The sequence below is a fragment of the Methylobacterium sp. 275MFSha3.1 genome, from assembly GCF_900108435.1.
Taxonomy (GTDB): domain Bacteria; phylum Pseudomonadota; class Alphaproteobacteria; order Rhizobiales; family Beijerinckiaceae; genus Methylobacterium.
In genome coordinates this window covers 82602-105806 of sequence record NZ_FNWP01000011.1, presented here as the reverse complement: position 1 = coordinate 105806, position 23205 = coordinate 82602, and the positions used below count along the sequence as shown (strand labels likewise).

At 72.4% G+C, this 23205-nt stretch carries 21 protein-coding genes; 10 read left to right on the top strand and 11 right to left on the bottom strand.

From position 1 onward, the window contains the following. Positions 1-430 precede the first annotated feature (430 nt). The gene (locus BLW78_RS15045) at positions 431-964 is read left to right on the top strand and encodes a GcrA family cell cycle regulator (protein ID WP_091680530.1); all 534 of its coding nucleotides are present in this window, start codon (positions 431-433) and stop codon (positions 962-964) included. A 12-nt stretch (positions 965-976) separates the two neighbouring features. Here the strand turns inward: BLW78_RS15045 and BLW78_RS15040 are convergent, their stop codons facing one another. After that, complete coding sequence (locus BLW78_RS15040) at positions 977-1975, bottom strand: TAXI family TRAP transporter solute-binding subunit (protein ID WP_091680529.1); 999 nt, start codon at positions 1973-1975, stop codon at positions 977-979. A gap of 230 nt (positions 1976-2205) precedes the next feature. Here BLW78_RS15040 and cysK point away from each other — a divergent pair, with 230 nt between their 5' ends. From cysK to BLW78_RS31380, 5 genes are all read left to right on the top strand, one after another. Then, positions 2206-3180: a cysteine synthase A gene (gene cysK, locus BLW78_RS15035; RefSeq protein ID WP_070999936.1), complete on the top strand. Its 975-nt coding sequence runs from the start codon at positions 2206-2208 to the stop codon at positions 3178-3180. A 321-nt stretch (positions 3181-3501) separates the two neighbouring features. Beyond that, positions 3502-4005: a hypothetical protein gene (locus tag BLW78_RS15030; RefSeq protein WP_091680527.1), complete on the top strand. Its 504-nt coding sequence runs from the start codon at positions 3502-3504 to the stop codon at positions 4003-4005. Positions 4006-4086: 81 nt separating this feature from the next. Beyond that, positions 4087-4263: a hypothetical protein gene (locus BLW78_RS31385; protein ID WP_170855160.1), complete on the top strand. Its 177-nt coding sequence runs from the start codon at positions 4087-4089 to the stop codon at positions 4261-4263. Further along, positions 4263-4577 (top strand): hypothetical protein, encoded by a 315-nt coding sequence (locus BLW78_RS15025; protein ID WP_091680525.1) that lies wholly within the window; start codon positions 4263-4265, stop codon positions 4575-4577. The genes BLW78_RS31385 and BLW78_RS15025 overlap by 1 nt, the downstream gene beginning before the upstream one ends. Then, positions 4574-4732 carry a hypothetical protein gene (locus BLW78_RS31380; RefSeq protein WP_170855159.1) on the top strand — a complete coding sequence of 53 codons (159 nt, stop codon included), beginning with the start codon at positions 4574-4576 and terminating at the stop codon, positions 4730-4732. The genes BLW78_RS15025 and BLW78_RS31380 overlap by 4 nt, the downstream gene beginning before the upstream one ends. Positions 4733-4765: 33 nt before the next feature. Here the strand turns inward: BLW78_RS31380 and BLW78_RS15020 are convergent, their stop codons facing one another. Further along, entirely contained in the window at positions 4766-4999 is a 234-nt protein-coding gene (locus BLW78_RS15020; protein ID WP_082558088.1) for an RAG2 PHD domain containing protein, read from the bottom strand. A gap of 166 nt (positions 5000-5165) precedes the next feature. Further along, positions 5166-6989 carry a translational GTPase TypA gene (typA, locus tag BLW78_RS15015; RefSeq protein WP_020093051.1) on the bottom strand — a complete coding sequence of 608 codons (1824 nt, stop codon included), beginning with the start codon at positions 6987-6989 and terminating at the stop codon, positions 5166-5168. A gap of 415 nt (positions 6990-7404) precedes the next feature. Between typA and BLW78_RS15010 the strand changes: the two genes are divergently transcribed. Continuing rightward, on the top strand, positions 7405-10065 hold the full coding sequence (locus tag BLW78_RS15010; RefSeq protein ID WP_091680524.1) for an ABC transporter ATP-binding protein/permease: 2661 nt from the start codon (positions 7405-7407) through the stop codon (positions 10063-10065). A 77-nt stretch (positions 10066-10142) separates the two neighbouring features. Beyond that, complete coding sequence (locus tag BLW78_RS15005) at positions 10143-11579, top strand: cytochrome P450 (RefSeq protein WP_091680522.1); 1437 nt, start codon at positions 10143-10145, stop codon at positions 11577-11579. On the opposite strand, the gene BLW78_RS15000 is transcribed toward BLW78_RS15005, so the two are convergent. From BLW78_RS15000 to minC (BLW78_RS14980), 5 genes are all read right to left on the bottom strand, one after another. Then, positions 11569-12453, bottom strand: a complete 885-nt coding sequence (locus BLW78_RS15000) for an alpha/beta fold hydrolase (RefSeq protein ID WP_091680520.1) — start codon at positions 12451-12453, stop codon at positions 11569-11571. The genes BLW78_RS15005 and BLW78_RS15000 overlap by 11 nt on opposite strands. A gap of 163 nt (positions 12454-12616) precedes the next feature. Then, positions 12617-12958, bottom strand: a complete 342-nt coding sequence (gene minE, locus BLW78_RS14995; protein ID WP_042672278.1) for a cell division topological specificity factor MinE — start codon at positions 12956-12958, stop codon at positions 12617-12619. Beyond that, positions 12955-13770 (bottom strand): septum site-determining protein MinD, encoded by an 816-nt coding sequence (gene minD / locus BLW78_RS14990; protein WP_020093046.1) that lies wholly within the window; start codon positions 13768-13770, stop codon positions 12955-12957. The genes minE and minD overlap by 4 nt, the downstream gene beginning before the upstream one ends. Before the next feature lie 13 nt (positions 13771-13783). After that, positions 13784-14512 (bottom strand): septum site-determining protein MinC, encoded by a 729-nt coding sequence (gene minC, locus BLW78_RS14985; RefSeq protein WP_020093045.1) that lies wholly within the window; start codon positions 14510-14512, stop codon positions 13784-13786. Positions 14513-14743: 231 nt separating this feature from the next. Continuing rightward, positions 14744-15412: a septum site-determining protein MinC gene (minC, locus tag BLW78_RS14980; RefSeq protein ID WP_056533382.1), complete on the bottom strand. Its 669-nt coding sequence runs from the start codon at positions 15410-15412 to the stop codon at positions 14744-14746. 212 nt (positions 15413-15624) lie between these two features. Between minC (BLW78_RS14980) and addA the strand changes: the two genes are divergently transcribed. Continuing rightward, positions 15625-19116, top strand: coding sequence for a double-strand break repair helicase AddA (gene addA, locus BLW78_RS14975; RefSeq protein WP_091680518.1), 3492 nt, complete (start codon positions 15625-15627; stop codon positions 19114-19116). A 222-nt stretch (positions 19117-19338) separates the two neighbouring features. Further along, complete coding sequence (gene trxA, locus BLW78_RS14970; protein ID WP_010682902.1) at positions 19339-19662, top strand: thioredoxin; 324 nt, start codon at positions 19339-19341, stop codon at positions 19660-19662. Between the two features lie 123 nt (positions 19663-19785). On the opposite strand, the gene BLW78_RS14965 is transcribed toward trxA, so the two are convergent. From BLW78_RS14965 to accD, 3 genes are all read right to left on the bottom strand, one after another. Continuing rightward, positions 19786-20685 carry an outer membrane protein gene (locus BLW78_RS14965; protein ID WP_091680517.1) on the bottom strand — a complete coding sequence of 300 codons (900 nt, stop codon included), beginning with the start codon at positions 20683-20685 and terminating at the stop codon, positions 19786-19788. 232 nt (positions 20686-20917) lie between these two features. Beyond that, a complete protein-coding gene (locus tag BLW78_RS14960; RefSeq protein WP_091680515.1) occupies positions 20918-22243 on the bottom strand; it encodes a bifunctional folylpolyglutamate synthase/dihydrofolate synthase in 1326 nt (441 codons plus the stop codon). An 8-nt stretch (positions 22244-22251) separates the two neighbouring features. After that, complete coding sequence (gene accD, locus BLW78_RS14955; protein ID WP_091680513.1) at positions 22252-23148, bottom strand: acetyl-CoA carboxylase, carboxyltransferase subunit beta; 897 nt, start codon at positions 23146-23148, stop codon at positions 22252-22254. Between the last annotated feature and the right edge of the window lie 57 nt (positions 23149-23205).

Here is a 23205-nt window from a genome sequence, read left to right as displayed (position 1 = left end):
CGCTGTTGCGGTGGGGTCACGATCCCACGCGATCGGGGCGCAAGCGTGGCCGCTGCGGCCGGCGCCCCGGACGGTGCGGCGCCGTACCGGACACCGGCGGGACCGCGCCGGGACCGCGCCGGGACCGCGCCGGGGCCGCGCAGGATCGCGCCGGACCCGGCCGACCCGGGCCGGCCCGGGTCATTGCCGGTGGACAGGCGTCGCGGCGGCCGGTGACCGGCGACCGCCCGCCCTTGCAACGTTCGCGAGCGCCGCGCTAGGGTTCCCCCGTGGCCTGGCGAGACAGGGTGTCGCACGCGATGCGGCAGCCGGTGCGCGGGGGCGCGGTCTGCGCGGCGACACGGTCGGCCGGGATAACGGCTCCTGTCGGCCTGGAAAACGCGGACTGGCCTTCGGGAACGCGGCCGAGCCGCAGGGGGCGGAGGGGATGATGGAAGCGGGTCTCGGCTGGACGGACGATCGCGTGGCGCTGCTGCGCCGCCTGTGGGAAGACGGGCAGAGCGCCAGCAAGATCGCGGCGCAGCTCGGCGGCGTCACCCGCAACGCGGTGATCGGCAAGGTCCACCGCCTCGGTCTGGCCGGTCGCGCCCGCGGCGGCGAGGAAGCCGCCACCGCCGTCCCGCCGTCGAAGACGGTCGAGATCGAGACCGCCATCGCAGTGGTCGAGACGCAGGCGCCCGAGCCGGTCGCGATCCTGGCCCACCGTCCGGCCCCGGACTTCCCGGCGCCCGCGCCGGCCGCGGCGCCCGCGCCCGTGGCCCTCGCGATGTCGGAGCGCGTCACCATCATGGACCTCCGGGAATCCATGTGCCGCTGGCCCCTCGGCGACCCGACGACGCCGGAATTCCGCTTCTGCGGCGCCCGCTCCATCACCGGCCTGCCGTACTGCACCCACCACGCCGAGATCGCCTACCAGCCCGCCGCCGAGCGGAAGCGCGATCGCCGCGTCGCCTCGTTCCGCTGAGCCGCCGCGCCGTCAGCGCAGCGTGACGCCGGCTTCGCGCAGGACGCGGGCGGTGCCTGGATTGACCTGGTCCGCCGGGACGAGGCCGACGAGGTTCCTCGGCTGCGCTTCGGTGAGATCCGTCCGCGCCAGCGCCCGGACGATCCGGTAGGCCGTCTCCTCGTCGAGGCCGGGCCGCGCGATCACGAAGCTCCAGGACCCCACCGTCGCGATCGGCTCCGCCTGCCCGGCGAAGCTGCCGGCCGGAACCGTGAGGCGCCGCGTCGCCGCGCCGGGCTGCGCGAGGCGCGCGATGGCCGCCTCGGACGGTCCGAAGAAGCGGGCCCCGCCCGGATCCGCAGCCAGCGCGTGGAAACCCGGCCAATCGAGGCCTCCGCCCCAGAGCGCGTCGGCGCGGCCCTCCCGCACCAGGGCCGGGCCGTCGCCGGCCCGGTCGAGCAGGATCGGGCTGATGTCGCGCTCGGGATCCACGCCCGAGGCGCCGAGGACGCTGCGGCCCATGACGGTCAGCCCGGACTTGTGCGTGCCGAGCACGACCCTGCGCCCGCGCAGGTCCGCCACCGAGCGGATCGCGCTGGCCGCCGGCACCACGAACAGGCCCGGCGTCGGGTACATCGGCGCCAGGACGGTCAGGCCGCCGCCCTCGGCGAGGGCCGGGTAGGCGTACTCGCCCTGCACGAGGCCGAGATCGACTTGGCCGGCGCGGAGGAGGCCGACATTCTCGGACGACCCGCCGGTGGCGCGCCGCTCGACGGTCAGGGCCGGGTCCGCGGCCGCGACCGCGCCGGCGAAGGCCTCCCCGAAGGCCGGGAAGCCGCCGCCCGGCGTCGCGGTGGCGAGCACGACGCGGAGCGCCTCGGCGGCGCGCGCCGGCCGCGCCAGGACCAGCCCGAGGCCCGCCAGCAGAGCGGCCCGACGAGTCGGCCGAAGAGGGAGGCCCCGTCCGCCCGTCGGGCAGGATGGTCGGGCAGCGCCGGCCGCGGCCGGACGGGCTGGAGAATAGAATTCCATCAGGAACGGGCCGCTCAATAAAGGTCTTCCACCCCGCCGCGAAAGTTCGCCCAATTCCGGAAAGAACTTTCGGCAACGGCACTTAGCCCGATTGCTCCGGCCGCGGCAACGCGATATCGCAGCCTCCCGTCCGGGCCGGTCAAGCCTCCCCACGCGAGGGCGATCCCTTGGCGGGGCCTCTCCCGGATACGACATCTGTCCGATCCGTCACCACGAGCAGGAGTTCCGCGATGGCCGATACCCTCAACGCACCGGCGAAGGTCGGCCACGGCCGTGTCTACGGCTCGATCACCGAGACGATCGGCAACACCCCTCTGGTGCGCCTGAACCGGCTGCCCAAGGAGCACGGCGTCGACGCCGAGATCCTGCTGAAGCTCGAGTTCTTCAACCCGATCGCGAGCGTGAAGGACCGCATCGGCGTCAACATGATCGACGCCCTGGAGGCCTCCGGGAAGCTCCAGCCCGGCGGCACGCTGGTCGAGCCGACCTCGGGCAACACCGGCATCGCCCTCGCCTTCACGGCGGCGGCCCGCGGCTACCGGCTCATCCTGGTGATGCCCGAGACGATGTCGCTGGAGCGGCGCAAGATGCTCGCCTTCCTGGGTGCGGAGCTGGCGCTCACGCCGGGCGCGCAGGGCATGAAGGGCGCGATCGCCAAGGCCGAGGAACTCCTGAAGGAGATCCCGGGTTCGGTCATGCCGCAGCAATTCTCGAACCCGGCCAACCCGGAGATCCACCGGAAGACCACCGCCGAGGAGATCTGGAGCGACACGGGTGGCCAGCTCGACGCGTTCGTGGCCGGCGTCGGCACCGGCGGCACCGTGACGGGCGTCGGCGAGGTGCTGAAGCCGCGCCTGCCGAACCTGAAGGTCTTCGCGGTGGAGCCGGAGGACAGCCCGGTGATCTCCGGCGGCCAGCCCGGCCCGCACAAGATCCAGGGCATCGGCGCCGGGTTCATCCCCGACAACCTGCACACCAACATCCTCGACGGCGTCCTGAAGGTCACCAACCAGGCGGCGTTCGAGACCTCCCGGGCGCTCGCCCGGCTCGAGGGCATCCCCGGCGGCATCTCCACAGGCGGCAACGTCGCGGCGGCGCTGGAGCTGGCCAAGCGCCCCGAGTTCCAGGGCAAGCGGATCGTGACCGTCGCCTGCTCGTTCGCCGAGCGCTACATCTCCTCGGCGCTGTTCGACGGGATCGGCTGAACCGGCCATCGGAGCGGCCTTCGGGCCGCTCCCCTACGGAGCACCGATCGAATCGCACCGGCGCGGATCGCGGCGATGTGGATCCGTGCGCGCTTCCGGTCCGCCGGAGACGGACACGATCGTCGCGACCCACAAAATTTTTCATTTTATCACAGTCATACAATCATTTTTCTTTGATTAGTATCTATCTCTCTCAGAACTTATTCGCCGCATAATACTGAGTTTGGGCGAAAGTTTCGGATCAACACTGCGATCTGCCGTGCCTGGACGCCAGAAGAACTCTCCGCTAACGCCGGCCGGCGAACGGACAGTGACGATCTCATGCGCGGCCTCCTGCTTCTCGTGTTCGGCCTCTGGGCTCAGGCGGCGATGGCCCAGGGCTTCGCGGTCCACGACCTGACCGGCCTGGCCGAAGCCGCCCGATCGGCGCTCGGACCGGCGGCCACGGCGCGGGCGGAGGCCGGGCAGCTCGGCCTGCACTGCGCCGCCTGCGCGGGCGCCCCGACGATCGCGTTGCGGCTCGGGCGCCTGACGGACGGGACCGAGGCCCGGGTCCGCTCGGGCAGGACGACCCTCGCGGCGCTCGAGGCGCTCTGCGTGCGGCGCAATCCGGATTGCCGGCTCTCGGCACTGCCCGCCGGCCCGGCGATCGGCTGGTTGAGCGTGTACGCGCTGGACGGCGGCGCCGGGGCGACCGCGGTCATCCTCCGGGACGGCGATCTGCTGACGATCGAGGCGCGGGCATCGGATCGCGGAGCCGCGGAGGATGCGGCGCGGCGCCTCATGCAGGCCGTCCTGCCCCGGATCGTCGGTCCGGAGACCTGAACCGACGGCCTCCGGTCGCCCAGTCTGCGCAACCCTCCCCGGCCGCCTCCGTTGTCCCCCGAAGAGGCAGAGAGGCGAGCCATGACAGAACAGACCGGACGACCCGCGCGGGAGAGTGCCGAGGCCGCGGTGGCCAACGAGACCGTGCCGCGCGAGAAGCTCGGCCAGATGGAGGACAAGGCGCAGTCCGGCACCGATCTCGGCGAGGCGATCGACCGCGCCACTGCCGCCGTCGGCCAGGACGACGGGAAGCGCTGATGGTCAGGCCGACGAGCGAATCCGGGACCGTCACCCGCAAGCCCGACGACAAGGTCGGTTCGCGCGGGAGCCCGCCCGCCGGGGGCGGCCATCAGACGGCCGATCAGGCGGCGATCACCGACATGGGCTCCGGCGAGGCGCCGCGGACCGAACCGAAGGCGGAATGGGGCACGGCCGGAGAGCCGGGGCGCGCGCCGCCCGCGATCGGCGGCTCCTCGGGCGGCCATTCGGACCAGAAGGCCTCGCGGGGCCCGGCCGCCGACACGAAGGTCGCGGACGGCCACTACCGGGCGGAGCGGGAGAATCGGGAATGACCGAGCGTCGCGAGGCCGGCTCGAAGCCGGACAAGCCGAAGAACGTCGCCCCCGACGCGGTCAAGGACCCGAACGAGAAGACGGAGGGCAAGCCCGGCCAGGGGACGCCCGCCGGCGGAACGCAGAACGACGAGACCGATCCCGGGGGCAGCTGACGCGACCGGGCCGCTGGCGCGGCGGCGCGCGGCTCAGGAGAGGCGGAAGGGGATCGGCCCGGAAGCCAGCGGGACGTCGCCGGGACGGCAGCCGGTCTCGACGCAGGCGTAGCGGATCGCGTCCTGGCGGCTGCGGAAGATGCCTCCGGCACGCCCACCGGTCTCGACCGCGACCCAGTGACCCTCGCCGTCCTGGCCGACGAGGTATGAGGGCGGCGCGGCGGCGGCCTGCGCGAGCGACGGAAGCGGGTTCAGCGCGACGGGCATCGGTGTCACGGGGTTCACGCGGGCCTCTCGGGTCCGCCCCATCGAAGTATCGCCCCCGGCATAAGGGTTCGATGGGTCCGAGAGCGGCCAGGAATAAGGGCCACATCAGCAACCGGGCCTGAGCGCCCGGTTGCCGGTCGTTCACGATCGGTGACGGTCGCGCGCCTCAGGCGGCGTTCTCCTTCGACCGCTCGGCCCGCTTGCGGTCGTTCGGGTCGAGGATCGCCTTGCGCAGGCGGATCGACTTCGGCGTCACCTCGACGAGCTCGTCGTCCTGGATCCAGGCCAGCGAGCGCTCCAGGGTCATCCGGATCGGCGGGGTGAGGCGCACGGCCTCGTCCTTCGAGGTGGTGCGGATGTTGGTGAGCTTCTTGCCCTTGAGCACGTTCACCTCGAGGTCGTTCTCGCGGTTGTGCTCGCCGACGATCATGCCCTGGTACACCTTCCAGCCCGGCTCGATCATCATCGGGCCGCGGTCCTCCAGGTTCCACATGGCGTAGGCCACGGCCTCACCCTGGTCGTTGGAGATCAGCACGCCGTTGCGCCGGCCCGGCATCTCGCCCTTGTAGGGCTCGTACGCCTTGAACAGCCGGTTCATGATCGCGGTGCCGCGGGTGTCGGTGAGCAGCTCGCCCTGGTAGCCGATCAGGCCGCGGGTCGGGGCGTGGAACACGAGGCGCAGGCGGTTGCCGCCGGAGGGCCGCATCTCCAGCATCTCGGCCTTCCGCTCGGACATCTTCTGGACGACGACGCCGGAATGCTCCTCGTCGACGTCGATCACGACCTCCTCGATCGGCTCCAGCAGGCCGCCGGCCTCGTCGCGCTCGTACACGACCCGCGGCCGCGACACGGCGATCTCGAAGCCCTCGCGGCGCATGGTCTCGATCAGGATCGAGAGCTGCAGCTCGCCGCGGCCCGAGACGTAGAAGCTGTCCTTGTCGGCCGCCTCCTCGATCTTGAGCGTGACGTTGCCCTCGGCCTCCTTGAACAGGCGGTCGCGGATCATGCGGCTCGTGACCTTGTCGCCCTCGGTGCCGGCGAGCGGGCTGTCGTTGACGATGAACGACATCGTCACGGTCGGCGGATCGATCGGCTGCGCCTGGATCGGGGTCTCGACCTGCGGGTCGCAGAAGGTGTCGGCGACGGTGCCCTTGATCAGACCGGCGATCGACACGATGTCGCCCGCCTCGCCGATGTCGATCGGCGCGCGCTCCAGGCCGCGGAAGGCGAGGATCTTCGACACGCGGCCGGTCTCGACGACCTTGCCGTGACGGTCGAGCACCTTGATCTGCTGGTTCGGCTTCACCGAGCCCGCGGCGATCCGGCCGGTGATGATGCGGCCGAGGAACGGGTTGGCCTCGAGCAGGGTGCCGAGCATCCGGAACGGCCCCTCCTCGGTCCGGGCCGGCGGCACGTGCTTGAGCACGAGGTCGAACAGCGGCTCGAGGCCGACCGACGGGTCCGCGTCCGGGCTGTCGGCCATCCAGCCGTTGCGGCCCGACCCGTAGAGGATCGGGAAGTCGAGCTGCTCGTCGGTGGCGTCGAGGGCGGCGAACAGGTCGAACACCTCGTTCACGACCTCGTTGATCCGCGCATCCGGACGGTCGACCTTGTTGATCGCCACGATCGGGCGCAGGCCGATCTTGAGCGCCTTGCCGACCACGAACTTGGTCTGGGGCATCGGCCCCTCGGCGGCGTCCACCAGCACGATCACGCCGTCGACCATCGACAGGATGCGCTCGACCTCACCGCCGAAATCGGCGTGGCCGGGGGTGTCGACGATGTTGACGCGGGTGTCCTTCCAGACGACCGAGGTCGCCTTGGCGAGGATCGTGATGCCACGCTCCTTCTCGAGGTCGTTCGAGTCCATCGCCCGCTCCTCGACCCGCTGATTCTCGCGGAAGGTGCCGGACTGGGCCAGCAGCTTGTCGACGAGGGTCGTCTTGCCGTGGTCGACGTGAGCGATGATGGCGATGTTGCGCAGTTTCATGGCGGCCCGAAACGGGTTGTGCCGGCTCCCTGGCGGCCGCGCGGCGCGGCCGTCCGCGCCGGTTCAGGTACGGAGTCGTGGTGGTTGCGTCGCAATATAAGGACGCGCGCGCTTGGGCAAGGCCGCTGAGGTCATGGGGGCCTCGCGTGGCCGGGATTGCTGGGGGAAGACCGGCGGGGGAATCCGGCGCCGCATGCCTCCTGGCCGCAGGCGCAGGGCTGCTCCGCGCGCGCGCTTCGGCGCCGGTTGCCCTATATGACGGCGCGACGACACCGCGACCGGCGGAAAGCCGCGTTTATCGGGCTGTATTGGATGAAACCGGATCCCTCGGGTAGCGTATCGACCAGGATCAGGCGTCCGGCTGCGGCGATTCGGCCCTCGGGCCGCCAGGGCGGGCTTTCGTCGGAAGGACACGATGCGCGCGCTTGAGCCGCGGCTGTTCCCGTATATCTGGCGCTACTCCAAGGTCGCGCAGCTCCGGATCTGCGCCGTCGTGCTGGCGTCGCTCCCGTTCTATTTCGCCTCGCTCGACCTGCCGAAGCGCATCGTCAACGACGCGATCACGGGGAAGGCCTACGCGCACGGCGAGGCGACCGCGCCGTTCCTCGAGCTCACCGTCGAGTGGCCCGCCTTCCTGGGCGGCGGCAAGACGCACCTGTTCGAGGGGTTCCAGCTCGACCGGTTCGAGCTGCTGCTCAGCCTGTCGACGCTGTTCCTCAGCCTCGTCCTGATCAACGGCGCGTTCAAGTTCTGGATCAACCTCCAGAAGGGCATTCTCGGCGAGCGGATGCTGCGCCGCCTGCGGTTCCAGCTGTTCTCGCTGATGCTGCGCTTCTCCCCGGAGACGCAGCGGGAGGTGAAATCCTCCGAGACCGCGACGATCATCCGGGACGAGGTCGAGCCGATCGGCTCCTTCATCGGCGACGCGATCGTGGTGCCGGTGTTCCTGGGCACGCAGGCCGCGACGGCGCTGGCCTTCATCATGATGCAGAACATCTGGCTCGGCATCGCGGCCGGCGGCATGGTCGCCGTGCAGATGACCGTGATCCCGCGGCTGCGGCGGGAGATCATCCGTCTCAGCCGCCAGCGCCAGATCGCGTCCCGCGCCCTGGCCGGGCGCGTCGCCGAGGTGCTCGACGGCCTGCAGGCGGTGACGCTGAACGACACCGGCCGCTGGGAACGCGCGGAGATCGGCGGCCGCCTCTACCGGCTCTACGACCTCCGGCTGCGGATCTACCGCCGCAAGTTCGCGGTCAAATACCTCAACAACCTGCTCGCGCAGGTGACGCCGTTCCTGTTCTACGCGATCGGCGGCTACTTCGCCCTGAAGGGCCAGCTCGACATCGGCCAGCTCGTGGCGGTCCTGGCCGCCTACCGGGACCTGCCGCCGCCCCTCAAGGAGCTGATCGACTGGGATCAGCAGCGCCTCGACGTCGAGGTCAAGTACGAGACCGTGGCGGCGCATTTCGGCCCGCAGCGCCTCCTGCCGGCCGAGCACGAATCCGAGCGCGCGGCGCCCCGGCTCGGCGGGCCGCTGCGGCTCGAGGGCCTGCAGCTGCGCGATCCGCAGGGCGGCTCCCTGATCGAGGTCGGCGACGCGGAGGTGCGCCTCCCCGGGCAGGTCGCCCTGGTCCCGCCCGGGGCGATCGCGCAGGAATTCGTTCGCGTGCTCGCCGGGCTCCAGTCGCCGCCCGGGGGCACGGTCCGGATCGGCGAGCACGACCTCTCGACGCTGCCGCGCCGCGACCACGCGCGGCGCATCGCCTACGCGGGCGTCCAGCCCGTGCTGTTCCCCGGGACGCTGCGCGACAACGTCCTCTACGGGCTGCGCGTGCACCCGCTGCGCACCAAGAGCCTCGACCTCAGCAAGGCGCGGATCAACGAGGCGGTGAAGACCGGCAACCCCTGCGACAGCGTCGAGGACCCCTGGATCGACTTCAAGCGCCTCGGCGTCCGGGATGCCGACGAGCTCGACGAGCGCCTGCTCGACCTGCTCGGCCGGCTCGACCTCGGCGACGAGCTCTACCGGTTCGGGCTCGGCGCCCTGAGTTCGGTCGCCCACGACACGCCGGTGGGCCAGCGCATGATCGCGGCGCGGGAGCACCTGCGCGAGCATTTCGCCCAGAAGGGTCTCGCCGACCTCGTGATCCCCTTCGCCCGGGGCCACTACAACGAGCAGGCCACCGTCGGGGAGAACCTGCTGTTCGGCGTCCCCCGCGACCCGACGCTGACGGATCCGCGCCGCCTCGCCGGCGTCCCCCTGTTCCGCGACGCGCTGGAGAAGGTGAAGCTCCTCGACGAGCTCGACCGGATGGGCGTCGCCATCGCCAGCAACCTCAAGGACATCTTCGCCGACGTGCCGCCGGGCCACCCGCTGTTCCGGCGGTTCTCGCTGATCACCCCGGACGCGCTGCCCGACTACCTGCGCCGGCTCGCGCGCCTGCCCGAGGACGGGCGGCTGAGCGAGACCGACAGCGTGGCCTTCCTGGCGCTGGCCCTCGCCTATGTCGAGCCGCGGATGCGCTTCGGGCTGCTCGACGAGACCCTGGCCAAGCGCATGGTCGGCGCGCGGGCGGTCGTGCAGGGCTTCATGCACGGCGACGACGGCTGCGACGTCGAATCCTACGACCCCAACCGGATCAACCCGCGCAGCACCGTCCTCGACAACCTGCTGTTCGGCCGCATCGACACGGCGCGGATGCACGGCGAGGCGCTGATCCAGAAGGAGGCCCGCGCGGTGTTCCGGGAGTTCGACCTGGAGCGGCCGATCCAGCGGCGCGGCCTCGAGAAGGAGGTCGGCAACCGCGGGCAGGCGCTCGCCGAGCGCGTGCGGGTGCGGGTCGGCCTCGCGCGGGCGATCCTGCGCGAGCCGGAGATCCTCGTGGTCGACCGGGTGGACGAGCACTTGGAGCGGGGCGTCGACACGCTGCTCGACGTGACCGAGACCGCCCTGCCCCGGGCGAGCCTCGTGGCGAGCCTGTCGCCGGAATCCGACCCGGCCCGGTTCCCCGCGCGCCTGCCGATCCAGAGTGCCGACCGGAGTGCCGAAGCGCGCCTGCGCACGGCGGCGGAATGACGTAAGCGTGACCGGTCCGCGCGGGGCGCGGCCGGCGGTTTACAGGGCTGCCCGTCTCCGGCACAGGATGGCACCCCATGCCAACATTCTCGGACGCCACCGCGACCCCGGACCGGACGATCCCGAGCCTCGCCGGGACGCCGCGCGTGGTGCCGCCGCACCGCGCCCCGCCCGAGCGCGAGCTGCCGCTGCCCGCCTATCTGCGGTCGATCCGCGACAACGCGCTCGCGGGCTTCCCCCGGCGCGCCTTCGAGGAGCCGGTCACCCGCCGGGGCCTGCTCGGGCGGTCGAGCTTCGTGCTGAACGACCCCGAGGCGATCCGCCGGGTGCTCGTCGAGAATCAGGCGAACTACGCGCGCACCACCGGGACGACCCGCATCCTGCGCCCGATCCTCGGCGACGGTCTCCTGATCAGCGAGGGCTCGGCGTGGCGGCACCAGCGGCGCACCCTGGCGCCGGCCTTCACGCCGCGGGCGATCGACGGCCTCGTGCCCCACATCGCCGCGGCCGTGACCGACGGGATGGAGCGCATCGCCGCCGAGGCCGCGGCGGGGCCGGTCGACCTGTTCACGTCCTTCTACCGGCTCGCCCTCGAGATCGCCGGGCGCGCCATGTTCTCGGTGGGGATGGACCAGCACGGCGCCGAGCTGCGCCAGTTCATCGCCGAGTACGCCGAGCGGATGGGGCGGCCGCACCTCCTCGACATCGTCACCCCCCCGGGCTGGCCGGTGCCCCTCGACTGGTCGCGCCGCCGGTTCCGGCGCCGGTGGATCCCCTTCCTCGACCGGATCATCGCGGCGCGCCGGGCGGTCGAGGGGGACAGGTCCCGCTCGGGCGATTTGCTCGACCTGCTCGCGGCCGCGCGCAATCCCGATACCGGCGCCGCCTTCACGCCCGACGAGCTGCGCGACCAGGTCGCCACCATGATCCTGGCGGGCCACGAGACCACGGCCGGCACGCTGTTCTGGGCGGCCTACCTGCTGGCCCTCGCCCCGGAGGTGCAGGAGCGGGTCGCCGCCGAGGCGCGGGCCGCCGACCTCACCGACCCCACCGGCTGCCAGAGTGACGGGCGGCTGCCGCTCACCCGCGCGGTGATCGACGAGACCCTGCGCCTGTACCCGGCGGCCTTCGTGGTCGTCCGGCGGGCGCTGGGCCCGGACAACGTGGCGGGCCACGCCGTGAAGGCGAGCGACATCGTCATGGTGAGCCCCTGGGTGCTCCACCGCCACCGGTCGCTCTGGCCGGACCCGGACGCGTTCGATCCGGGCCGCTTCCTGCCCGGCGCCCCCGCCCCGCGGCGCTTCGCCTACCTGCCCTTCGGGGCCGGCCCGCGGGTCTGCATCGGCGCGCAGTTCGCCCTGAGCGAGGCCGTCCTCTCCCTGGCGCGGGTGCTCCAGCGGTTCCGGCTGGTACTCGACGAGCGCGAGCCGGTGCTGCCCCAGGCGGTCGTGACGACCCAGCCCGATCGCCCCGCGCGCTTCCGGCTGATTCCCCGCGCGCCGGTCAGCCCCTGATCCCGGTGATCGTCGCCGAGATCGCCCGCGGGTCGCGCATCGGCCAGCGGCCGCTCTCCACCTGCGCCAGGAAGTCGTCCAGCAGGCGGTTGTAGGCGTCGGGCTCCTCGACCGAGAGGGCGTGGCCGGTATTGGGCAGCATGGCGAGGGCGGCGGAGGGGATGACCCGCTTGAGCATCAGGCTCGGGGTGAGGCAGGGCCAGTCCTCGTCGCCGGCGACGATCAGGGTCGGGACGGTCATGCGCCCCAGCTCGTCCGTGAGATCGTAGAGCGACGGCCGCCCCTTCTGCACGCCGGCCTGGGTGTTGGCCGAGCCGAGGGCCGAATGCTCGGCGAGCATCCGCTTGAACTCGGCGTGGCCGCGCGGGTCCTTGGTCTCGAACTGCACCCGCGTCGGCCCGACGGCGTAGCGCTCCGCGAAGGCCGCCATGCCGTCGCGGAGCAGCATCGCGGCGGTCGCGTCCGCCTCGGCGCGGAACAGAGCCTGCCGCTCGGGCTCCGCGCCGTAGCCGCAGCCGCCGAGGCAGAGCGACAGCGCGCGGTCGGGATGCCGCAGGCCGAAATGCAGGGTCGCGAAGGCGCCCATCGAGATGCCGGCGACGTGGGCCTTCGGCGCGCCGAGATGGTCGAGGATGGCCAGGATGTCGTCGGCCGCGCGCGCCTGCGCGTAGGCCGAGACGGCCTCCGGCACGTCGGAGGGCGGGTAGCCCCGGGCGTTGAACGCGACCGCGCGGTAGCGGCGGCCGAAATGGCGCAGCTGCGCCTCGTAGCTGCGATGATCGCCGGCGAACTCGTGGACGAAGATCAGCGGCGTCCCTTGGCCGCTCTCCTCGTAGTGGAGCCGTATCCCGTCGTCCGTCGTGGCGCTCGGCATGGCGATCCTCTCATCGGCCTCCCCCGAGGTTTCCGAGATGGCGCGACGGGGCGCCCGGTCGAGAGTCGGGACCGGAGTTCGTGGAAGGAACGACGAAGCCGCACCCGGCGGACCGGGCGCGGCGCGTGGATCTCTGTGCCGGCGGGGACGCTCCCCGCCCGGCTCAAGCGGCCTTCTTGGAGGAGGCCGGCTTGGCGGCCCCCTTCTTGGCGGCGACCTCGGCGAGCTTCGCGGCCAGCTTGGCGTCGAGCTTGCCCGAGGCACCGAGCGGCAGCTCGATGTCGAGGCCGAGGGTCGAGACACCCTCGCCGCGCTCCAGGGTGACCTTCACCTTGTCGGGCTCCACCGCGACGTGGTTGGCGATCACCGCCAGGATCTCCTCCCGGAGCTGGATCACGAGGTCGGGGCGACCCGACTCCGCGCGCTCGTGGGCGAGGATCAGCTGCAGGCGGTCGCGGGCGACCGCGCCGGAGCTGCGCTTCTGGAACAGTCCCAGGATGCTCACGCCGCCCTCCGCATGAACAGCTTGTCGAGGAAGGACTTGCGCTCGACCGGCAGGCTCATCGGCACGGACTCGCCCTTGAGCCGGCGGGCCGCGTCGGCATAGGCCCGCGCCGGGGCGCAGAGCGGGTTGTTCAGCGTCACCGGGCAGCCGAGGTTCGAGGCGCGCAGCACCTCCTGGCTCTCCGGGATGATCGCGAGCAGCGGGATCGACAGGATGTCGAGCACGTCCTCGGTCTTGAGCATGTCGCCGCGGTCGGCCCGCATCGGGTCGTAGCGGGTGAGGATCAGGTGCTTCTCGATGTCCTCGCCCTTCTCCGCCTTGGCGGTCTTGGAATCGAGGAGGCCGATGATCCGGTCGGAGTCGCGCACCGAGGAGACCTCGGGGTTGGTCACGACCACCGCCACGTCAGCGTGATGCATGGCGAGCTGGGCGCCGCGCTCGATGCCGGCGGGGGAATCGCAGATCACCCAGTCGAACTTCGCGCGCAGCTCGTCCATCACCCGGGCCACGCCCTCATCGGTGAGCGCGTCCTTGTCGCGGGTCTGCGAGGCCGGCAGCAGGTGCAGGGTCTCGAGCCGCTTGTCCTTGATCAGCGCCTGCGGGAGCTTGGCGTCGCCGTTGACCACGTTGATGAGGTCGTAGACGACCCGGCGCTCGGCGCCCATGACGAGGTCGAGGTTGCGCAGGCCGACGTCGAAGTCGACGACGCACACGCTCTGCCCGCCCTGGGCCAGGGCCGCTCCGAGGGCCGCGGTCGTCGTCGTCTTGCCGACGCCGCCCTTGCCCGATGTGACGACGAGAACCTTTGCCACGCGTCGATCTCCCTTAATCCAGGCTTGCCATTCGGATGTTGCCGCCATCGAGCCAGACCTGGGCGGCCTTGCCGCGCAGGGCCGTGCCCATGTCCTCCGCCGTCCGCACGAGGCGGTCGATCCCCAGCAACTCGGGTTCGAATTTGCGGCAGTAGATTCGTGCGCGCGGGTTGCGCGCGGCTCCGGCGATCGCGCGACCGCGCAGGGCGCCGTAGACGTGGATCGAGCCGCCGGCCAGGATCTCGGCCCCGGAGGAGACGGACCCCATCACGGTCACGTCGCCGGTCGGGTTGATGACGCTCTGTCCGGAGCGGACCGAGCCCTCGACGGTGATCGAGGTGACCACCTGCGGCTCCGGCTCGGCCGGGACGCTCGGGATCTCGATCGTCTCGGACGGGTGCCCCTTGACCAGCAGCGGCGGCAGGCCGTCCACCACCGCGTCGGCCCCCTCGATGCCCAGGACCGCGATGCCGCGGGCCTTGAGCTCGTTCATGAGCGTCTCGAGCGCGTCCGGCTCGGGCTTGAGCTGGGCGCAGTCCAGGATGACGGCCCGGCCTTTCAGCAGGGTCGGCGAGCGCTTGAGCGCCGCGTCGAGGCCCGCGAGCCACTCGGGGAGCGGCGGCTCGGGGGAGAGGGCCAGGGCCTTGAAGGCCCGCCCGCGCAGGCTGAGCGGCCGGGGCGCGGAAGGAGCCGCCGCTGTGGCGGTCTCCGGGTCGATCGGCTCGGGGAGGGTGTCGCTCATGTCCGCCCGTTAAGAGTCCTTACCGGACCATTGACGGCGGGTATGGTTACCGAAGGGTTAAGTTTCTGATCCGGTCGGCAAATTCTGCCGGGATCCTTGTATCGGGGCAGCGGAGGATGGTCTCACGCCCTCGGGCGCGCGTCGCGGGGGGCTCGGCCCCGGTCTCCGTGGGTTCTGCGCGGGCGGAAAGGCCGTTAACCGACGGCCTGAACGCCGGAGCTGCGAAGCCTCTCAACCTCGCTCGAACAGGTTCAGCTTGATCGCGTCCTCCAGCAGCCGCACCTCCACGGCCTGCCCCCGGAAGGCCGGGTCGAGGTCGTCGGCGGCGCGGTAGAGACCGTCGATCGCGACCAGCTCCGGCTCGAACCGCCGGCACCAGATCCGCGCCGTCGGGTTGCCGGCGGCGCCGGCGATCGCGCGGCCGCGCAGGGCGCCGTAGACGTGGATCGAGCCGCCCGCGATGACCTCGGCGCCCGACGCCACGGCGCCCAGCACCGTGACGTCGCCCTCGAGGTGCAGGACGGTCTGGCCGGAGCGCACGGGCGCGTCGAGGATCAGCGAGCGGGCCGTCTCCCTGGCCTGCGGCTCGGCCGGCGCGGGCGCGTCCGCGGCCGACTCGTCCGGGGCGGCGATCTCCCCCGCGGGGCGCCCGCCCGACAGGGCCGGCGGGGTCGCGGAATCCAGGAGCGACGGCGCCGCGCCCTCGATCCCCAGGATCGGGATGTTGCGGGCGGCCAGCTCGGCGAGCAGACCGTCGAGATCCTCGCGGTTGAGCCGCAATCCGGACAGGTCGAGGATCACCGGCCGGCCGGCGAAGAAGTTCGGGGCACGGCGGTTGAGGGCGTCGAGGTCGCCGAACCAGTCGGCGACCGGGGGGATCGGCGCCAGGACGGTGGCCATGAAGGAGCGGCCGCGGAAGCGGATCGGCGGGCGCGCCGGCTCGGATGTCGGCTGGGTCACGGGCGTGTTCGGTGTGCGCGGAAGGGATCGTCTGCATCCATGGGACGGCGCCGCGCCCGGGGCAATCCCGCGAGGGCCGGTGTGACGCCTTGGCGGGTCCGCGGGCGCGTTTCTGTTGTAGAGAGAGCCGGCAGCCGAGCCGGACCGGACCGTTGAGCAGCGTCACCCCGCACGCCCCCTTCGTCGTCGACGACCTGACCCGCGCCAACCAGCGTCGGGCGGCCGACCCGCGCGCCTCGGCCTGGGTCTCGGCCAACGCCGGCGCGGGCAAGACCAAGGTCCTCACCGACCGGGTGGTCCGGCTGCTCCTCGACGAGGCGCCGCCCGGCCGGATCCTCTGCCTGACCTTCACCAAGGCCGCCGCGGCCAACATGGCGATCCGCGTCTTCCGGCTGCTCGGCCGCTGGGTCACGCTGGACGACGAGACCCTCGCCGCCGAACTCGCCCAGCTCACCGGCGAGCGCGCCGGGCCCGAGCGCCTGCGCCTGGCGCGGCGCCTCTTCGCCCGGGCGGTCGAGACGCCGGGCGGCCTCAAGATCGAGACGCTGCACGCCCTGTGCGAGCGGCTGCTCCACATGTTCCCCTTCGAGGCGAACGTGCCGGCCCGCTTCGTGGTGCTCGACGAGGCCAAGGCCCGGGAACTGTTCGACATCGAGATGGCCAACGTCCTGGCCGACGCCGTCGCGAACGGCGACACGCCGCTCAGCGCCGCCCTCGCGCGGGTCACGCCGGAAGCCACGGGCGACACCCTGCGGGCGGCGATCCGGGCGGCCATGCGGGCGCGGAGCTTCATCGGCGACGCCGCCGGCCTGGAGCGGGCCTTCGGGCGGCTGCACGGGGCGCTGGGACTGGCGGCCGAGGAAACCGCCGAGCGGATCGAGGCCGCGATCCTCGAGGGCGGTCCCGGGTGCCGCCCGGAGGAGCGCGCCGCGCTGGTCGCGGCGCTGCGCACCGGCAAGGCCAACGACGAGAAGCTCGCCGACGCGCTCGAAGCCGCCGAGGCCGAGCGGCTCCGCTCCGCGGACCTTCCCGACCGGGCCGAGGCGCTCGCCCTCTACCGCGCGGTCTTCTTCACCCAGAAGGACGAGCCCAAGGCCGACAGCAGCCTCGGGACCAAGGGCGTGCCGGCCGGCGCCAAGGCGGCGCTGCTCGCCGAGCGGGACCGGCTGGATCCGCTGTTCGACCGCCTGCGCGCCGCCCGGGCCCACGCCCGCACGCAGGCGCTGTTCCAGATCGCCGCCGAGATCCACCGCCGCGTCGAGGCGCAGAAGGCGCGCCTCGGCGCCCTCGACTTCGACGACCTGATCCACAAGGCGCTGGACCTGCTCGGCCGCGTCGGGGCCGGCTGGGTCCTGTACAAGCTCGACCGCGGCATCGACCACGTCCTCGTCGACGAGGCGCAGGACACGAACCCGGAGCAGTGGGCGATCCTGCGGGCGATCACGCAGGAATTCGCCGCCGGCGAGGGCGCGCGGTCCGGCAGCCGCACGCGCTTCGCGGTGGGCGACCCCAAGCAGTCGATCTACGGCTTCCAGGGCGCGGAGCCGCGGGAATTCGCCCTGACCCGCGCGTCCTGGATCGCGGAATCGCGCTCGGCCGGACTGACCTTCGAGGACGTGCCGCTCACCCTGTCGTTCCGCTCGACCGGCCTCGTCCTGCGCGCCGTCGACGCGGTCTTCGCCCTCGACGCCCACAACGAGGGCCTGTCGTTCGAGGACACGGTGCGCACGACCGTCCACGCCAGCGCCCGCCCGGGCGCGCCCGGCGCCGTCGAGCTGTGGCCGATCGCCGAGCCGGAGCCGGCCGCGGAGCCCGATGCCTGGACCGCCCCCGTGGACGCGCCCGAGACCAGCGCTCCCGCGATCGTCACCGCCCGCCGGGTGGCGCAGGCGGTGCGCGCCTGGACCACCGCGGGGGACGCGACCGGCCGGATCTGGCGCCCCGGGGACGTGCTGATCCTGGTCCGGAAGCGCGGGCCCGCCTTCGAGGAGGTGATCCGCGCCCTGAAGGGGCTCGGCGTCCCGGTCGCCGGGCAGGACCGGCTCGAGGTCTCCGCCCACATCGCGGTGGCCGACCTGGTCGCCGCCGGCCGGGCGGGCCTCCTGCCGGCCGACGACCTGACCCTCGCCACCGCCCTCAAGACGCCGCTCGTCGGCCTCACCGACGACGACCTCGTGCGGATCGCCGCCCGCCGCGACCTCGCCGAGACCCTGGAGGATGCCCTGCACCGCCACGCCGCGGCGGGCGACGCGGCCGCGCGGCGCGGGCTCGAGGCGCTGTCGGGCTGGATCGCCCTGGCGGGGCTCCACGGCCCGTTCGGCTTCTACGCCCGGCTCCTCGGGCCGCAGGGCGGCCGGGCCAAGCTGGTCGCCCGCCTCGGCGGCGAGGCCGGGGACGCGATCGACGTGTTCCTCGCCGCCGCCGCCCAGGCCGAGACCGGCGAGGACGCCCCGTCGCTGGGCGGCTTCCTCGCCCGCTACGTCGGGGCCGAGGCCGGCCACACGGTCAAGCGCGACCTCGAATCGGGCCGCGACGAGGTCCGGGTCATGACGGTCCACGGCGCCAAGGGCCTGGAGGCGCCGGTCGTGGTGATCCTCGACGGGTGCGAGCCCCTCGGCCGCAACGACCCGCCCCTCCTGCCGCTCCCGGCGACGGAGATCGCCCTGCCGCCGGTCTGGTCGGGCGGGCGGACGCAGGACTGTGCCGCCACCGACGCGGCGCGGGCGGCCCTGCTCGCCAAGGCCCGGCAGGAGCACAACCGCCTGCTCTACGTCGCCATGACCCGCGCGGCCGACCGGCTGATCGTGGCGCCCTTCCGCGGCCACGAGCGCGAGACCGAGGCGGCGTGGTGCCGGATGATCCAGGCCGGCCTGGAGGCGGCACTCGGCGCCGGCCGGGCGCTGGAACTCCCCTACGGGCCCGCGACCCTCTGGCAGGACGGCGCCCCGCCGGATCCCGCCCCCGCCGCGGGTGCCGCGTCGGCCAGAGCGGAGGCCGGGCCGGAGCCCGACTGGCTGCGCGGCCCGGTGCCGCCGGAACCGACCTCCGAGGCCCTGAACCCGTCCGGCGCCCTGCAGGCGGCGGACGGAACGCGCGTGCCGCCGCCGCGCCTCGCCGACGCGCAGGCCCGGCGCCGCGGGATCCTCACCCACGCCCTGCTGCAGCACCTGCCTCGGGTCGAGCCGGACCGCCGGGAGACGGCCGGGCGCGCCTTCGTGCAGGCCCGGGCGCCCGGTCTGCCGCGCGCGGCCGCCCCCGCGATCGTCCGGTCGGTCCTCCGGATCATCGACGCCCCCGACCTCGCGCCGCTCTTCGCCCGGGACGCCCGCGCGGAGGTGGCGCTGTCGGGGCGTGTCCGTGCCGGCGGGGCAGAGAGGGTGGTCCAGGGGCGCGTCGACCGCCTCGCCGTGACGGCGGACACGGTGCACCTCGCCGACTTCAAGACCGGGCGCCCGCCCGAGCCCGGCGCGCCGCTGCCCGCCGCGGAGGCCGGCCAGATCGCCCTCTACGCGCGCCTCCTCGCGCAGATCTACCCGGGCCGGACGATCCGGCCGATTCTCGTCTGGACCTCGGGGCCGGTGATCCGCGCCCTCGATTCCGACGACGTCGCGACGGCCCTGGACCGGATCGGGATCGAGGCGTGACCCTTGCCCCGGGGCGCGTGCCCGGAAGCGGTCCGCATGCGCCAGCGCACGTCGCGGCGCGGCGATTCACCGAGAGAGCCGTGCGTCCCGGGCACCCCCGCCCTCCCCCGGCGACCGGACTTCTTGACCGGGCGCCGGGCCGTCGCCAATTCTGACCGGACCGCGCGGGCCTCTGCCCGTTCGACGCCGCCCGACGGGCGGCGGATTCCGAAAGGTGACGTTATGGCGACGGTGAAAGTAACCGACGCGAGCTTCGAGCAGGACGTTCTCAAGTCCGCCGAGCCCGTCGTGGTGGATTTCTGGGCGGAGTGGTGCGGCCCCTGCCGTCAGATCGGCCCGGCCCTCGAGGAGATCGCGACCGACCTGCAGGGCAAGGTGAAGATCGCCAAGGTCAACGTCGACGAGAATCCGCAGATCGCCGCCCAGTACGGCATCCGCTCGATCCCGACGCTGCTGCTCTTCAAGAACGGCGAGCGCGTGGACCAGAAGGTCGGCGCCGCCCCGAAGGGCGACCTGTCGCGCTGGATCGGCGCCCAGACCGCCTGAACCGGCCACACGGTTCCGAACGACAAAAAGAAAGCCCGGCCGCGAGGCCGGGCTTTCTCGGTTTCGAGCCCAAGTTTTTTATTTCGGGATCCCGGTGGTTGGCCCGGGATCCCGTATTCCGTCTCAGTACGAGCCGAACTTGTAGTTCAGGCCGGCGCGGACGACGGCGAAGGCGTTCTCGTTCCGGCTGGCGCCGGCGAGCGAGTACACCGGCACGAGGCCGACCGGGGAGATCGCAGCACCAACCAGCGGCGCCTGGGCGCGGCCGTTGTTGTTGTCGAGGTTCACGTACAGACCTTCGACCTTCAGCGTGACGGCCGAAGAGCGGAAGAAGTTCAGGAACGAGTCGGTGGGCAGGGCGTACTCGACACCGCCGCCGACCGTCCAGCCGGTCTTGAAGTCGTTCCGGCGGCCGGCGAAGTTCTGCAGGCCGACGCGAGCGCCGTCATCCGTGCCGGTGGCGTAGGCGAAACCGCCGGTGGCGTACACGAGGGTCCGGTCGAAGGCCCAGCCGAGACGGCCGCGGACGGTGCCGAAGAAGTCGATGGTGTTGAGCGTGCCGTTGACCGGGATGAAGCCCGGGTTGATCGCCACGGCGTTGGTGGCGAAGCGGGCGCGACGGCCGAAGTCGAGGTACTGGGCGTCAGCCTCGAAGCCGATCACGGCGCCGGAGCCCGGGGTCAGCTGCCAGTTGTAGCCGACCTGGCCACCGCCCGAGAAACCCTCACGGCTGTCGTTGCTGTAGACCAGCGACGAGCCGTTCGGCAGCAGGGCCTGGTAGGGGACGAGACCGCCCGGAACCAGAGCGACCGGGTTGCCGGGCGTCTGGACGAAGCCGCGGGTGGAGTTGCTGCTGGCGTCGAACGCGTAGCCGGCGTTGATACCGAAGTAGGCGCCGGTCCAGGTGAACACCGGAACGGGGGTGAACACCGGCGGCGGCGCGGCGCGGCGCGGCAGGTCGGCGGCCGAAGCGGCGGCCGTGAGCGCGGTGAACGCCGCGAGAGAGGTGAGAAGCTTCTTCATTACTGTGATCCCCAGCATAAGCCCGATCGCCGGTGAAACTATGCGATCGGGCCCCGCGAGGATGTAGCTTAGCTGCCACAGCGGGAGGAAAGCGTGGCCGTGGACGGGTGTCCGTCCGGGCGATTGCGGCGATTCGACGGATTTTCGAATGCAGAATCCGGATTTCACAGGTCTCCGGTTTCCGGCCACTTGATACAGCGGCCGCGCGCGGCGCTCCCAGACTGGAGACGACTCAGACCGGCGGCGTGTCGTTGGCGGCGAGAACCATGCCGGCCAAGTAGAGCGATCCGCAGATCAGGATTCGCGGCGGGCGCTCGAAGGCGATGTCCCGCACGAGGGCGAGGGCCGCCTCGATGCTCGGCGCCGCGTAGGTCTTGAGGCCGACATCCTCGCCGATCCGGGCCACCTCCTCGGCCGGGCGCGCGGCCATGGTCCCGGTGATCGGGACGGCCACCAGGGCCCGGGCCAGGCCCACGAAGTTGCGCAGGAACCCGTCGGCGTCCTTCGTGCCGAGCAGGCCGACCACGAGGACGAGCGGCACGTCGCTCTTCTCGCCGAGATCCGCCATGGCGGCCGCGAGGATCCGGCCGCCGTCGATGTTGTGACCGCCGTCGAGCCACAGCTCGGTGCCGGGATCGAGCTGGGCGGCCAGCCGGCCCCGGCCGAGGCGCTGCAGCCGGCCCGGCCACTCGACCTCGGTCAGGCCCCGCTCCAGGGCCGCGATCCCGATGTCGCCGAACCCGGCGGCGCGCAGCGCGGTGATCGCGGTTCCGGCGTTGACCAGCTGGTGACGCCCGGCGAGGCGCGGCCGCGGGAGGTCGAACAGGTCGGTCTCGTCCTGGTAGACGAGCCGGCCGCGCTCCTCGTGCACGGAGAAGTCCTGGTTGCCCACCAGCACGGGCCCGGCCCCGAGGGCTTCCGCGCGCCGGCAGAGGACGGCGTCGGCCTCGGCGTAGTCCTGGGCGGCGATCACCGCCGGGCAGCCGCGCTTGAAGATCCCGGCCTTCTCGGTCGCGACCGACTCGACCGTGTCGCCGAGATACTCGGCATGGTCGCGGCCGATCGGCGTCACCACCGCGCAGGCCGGCCGGTCGATGACGTTGGTGGCGTCGAGCCGGCCCCCGAGGCCGACCTCCAGGAGCAGCACGTCGGCCGGGCTCTCCGAGAAGAGCAGGAACGCCGCGGCCGTGGTGATCTCGAACATCGTGATCGGCTCGCCGGCATTGGCGCTCTCGCAGCGCGCGAAGGCGTCGGCCAGCCGGTCCTCGTCCACGAAATGCCCGCCGCCGATCCCGCCGATGCGGATCCGCTCGTGGAAGCGGACGAGGTGCGGGGAGGTGTAGACGTGGGCGGCCAGGCCCCCGGCCTCCAGGATCGACCGCATGAACGCGATGGTCGAGCCCTTGCCGTTGGTGCCGGCCACGTGGATCACGGGCGGCAGGCGGCGCTCGGGATGGTTGAGCCGCGCGAGCAGCCGCTCGATGCGGCCGAGCGACAGGTCGATGGTGCGGGGGTGGAGCGCCAGGAAGCGCGCCATCAGGGCGTCGGACGAGGCCATCGCCGGGCTCAGGCCGCCTCGGAGGCCGCGGCCGGCGCGCCGGCCTGGGCCGCGTTGGTCAGGAGGCTGCAGAGACGCGTGATCGTCTCCTTGAGCTGGTGCCGGTGGACCACCTGATCGACCATGCCGTGCTCGCGCAGGTACTCCGCCCGCTGGAAGCCGTCGGGCAGCTTCTCGCGGATCGTCTGCTCGATCACCCGCGGTCCCGCGAAGCAGATCAGCGCGCCGGGCTCGGCGAGGTGGACGTCGCCCAACATCGCGTAGGAGGCGGTGACGCCGCCCGTGGTCGGGTTCGTCAGCACCACGATGTAGGGGAGCCGGGCCGCGTTGAGCCGGCGCACCGCCACGGTGGTCCGCGGCATCTGCATCAGCGACAGGATCCCCTCCTGCATGCGCGCGCCGCCGGAGGCCGCGAACAGCACGTAGGGCGTGCGCTTCTCCAGCGCCGTCTCGGCGCCGCGCACGAAGGCCTCGCCCGCCGCCATGCCGAGCGACCCGGCCATGAAGCCGAATTCCTGCGCGGCCAGCGTCATCGGCAGGCCGCCGACCCGGCCGAAGCCGATCTTGAACGCGTCCTGCAGGCCGGTCTTGGCCCGGGCCTCCTTGAGCCGGTCGACGTAGCGCTTCTCGTCGCGGAACTTCAGCGGGTCGGGCGTGACCTCGGGCAGGGCCACGTCGATCCACGTGCCCTCGTCGAACATCATCTTCAGGCGCGCCTGGGCGCCCATCTTCAGGTGATGCTCGGAACCGGGAATGACCCAGTGATTGGCCTCCACCTCCTTGTGGAACACCATCTGACCCGTGTCCGGGCACTTGACCCAGAGATTCTCGGGCGTCTCGCGCTTGAACAAGGTCTTGATCCGGGGGCGCACCACCTCCGAGATCCAGTTCATCGGTTCGACCATCGACTTGCGTCCGTCCGCTTCAAGCCCGCGCAGATATCAGGTGCGGCGCGCTCCGCC

What these genes read in the sequence shown, in the direction of transcription:
- BLW78_RS15045 (WP_091680530.1), top strand. Translation starts at nt 431, where the DNA reads ATGGAAGCGGGTCTCGGCTGGACGGACGATCGCGTGGCGCTGCTGCGC.
- BLW78_RS15040 (WP_091680529.1), bottom strand. Translation starts at nt 1,975, where the DNA reads ATGGAATTCTATTCTCCAGCCCGTCCGGCCGCGGCCGGCGCTGCCCGA.
- cysK (WP_070999936.1), top strand. Translation starts at nt 2,206, where the DNA reads ATGGCCGATACCCTCAACGCACCGGCGAAGGTCGGCCACGGCCGTGTC.
- BLW78_RS15030 (WP_091680527.1), top strand. Translation starts at nt 3,502, where the DNA reads ATGCGCGGCCTCCTGCTTCTCGTGTTCGGCCTCTGGGCTCAGGCGGCG.
- BLW78_RS31385 (WP_170855160.1), top strand. Translation starts at nt 4,087, where the DNA reads ATGACAGAACAGACCGGACGACCCGCGCGGGAGAGTGCCGAGGCCGCG.
- BLW78_RS15025 (WP_091680525.1), top strand. Translation starts at nt 4,263, where the DNA reads ATGGTCAGGCCGACGAGCGAATCCGGGACCGTCACCCGCAAGCCCGAC.
- BLW78_RS31380 (WP_170855159.1), top strand. Translation starts at nt 4,574, where the DNA reads ATGACCGAGCGTCGCGAGGCCGGCTCGAAGCCGGACAAGCCGAAGAAC.
- BLW78_RS15020 (WP_082558088.1), bottom strand. Translation starts at nt 4,999, where the DNA reads ATGCCCGTCGCGCTGAACCCGCTTCCGTCGCTCGCGCAGGCCGCCGCC.
- typA (WP_020093051.1), bottom strand. Translation starts at nt 6,989, where the DNA reads ATGAAACTGCGCAACATCGCCATCATCGCTCACGTCGACCACGGCAAG.
- BLW78_RS15010 (WP_091680524.1), top strand. Translation starts at nt 7,405, where the DNA reads ATGCGCGCGCTTGAGCCGCGGCTGTTCCCGTATATCTGGCGCTACTCC.
- BLW78_RS15005 (WP_091680522.1), top strand. Translation starts at nt 10,143, where the DNA reads ATGCCAACATTCTCGGACGCCACCGCGACCCCGGACCGGACGATCCCG.
- BLW78_RS15000 (WP_091680520.1), bottom strand. Translation starts at nt 12,453, where the DNA reads ATGCCGAGCGCCACGACGGACGACGGGATACGGCTCCACTACGAGGAG.
- minC (WP_020093045.1), bottom strand. Translation starts at nt 14,512, where the DNA reads ATGAGCGACACCCTCCCCGAGCCGATCGACCCGGAGACCGCCACAGCG.
- minC (WP_056533382.1), bottom strand. Translation starts at nt 15,412, where the DNA reads ATGGCCACCGTCCTGGCGCCGATCCCCCCGGTCGCCGACTGGTTCGGC.
- trxA (WP_010682902.1), top strand. Translation starts at nt 19,339, where the DNA reads ATGGCGACGGTGAAAGTAACCGACGCGAGCTTCGAGCAGGACGTTCTC.
- BLW78_RS14965 (WP_091680517.1), bottom strand. Translation starts at nt 20,685, where the DNA reads ATGAAGAAGCTTCTCACCTCTCTCGCGGCGTTCACCGCGCTCACGGCC.
- BLW78_RS14960 (WP_091680515.1), bottom strand. Translation starts at nt 22,243, where the DNA reads ATGGCCTCGTCCGACGCCCTGATGGCGCGCTTCCTGGCGCTCCACCCC.
- accD (WP_091680513.1), bottom strand. Translation starts at nt 23,148, where the DNA reads ATGGTCGAACCGATGAACTGGATCTCGGAGGTGGTGCGCCCCCGGATC.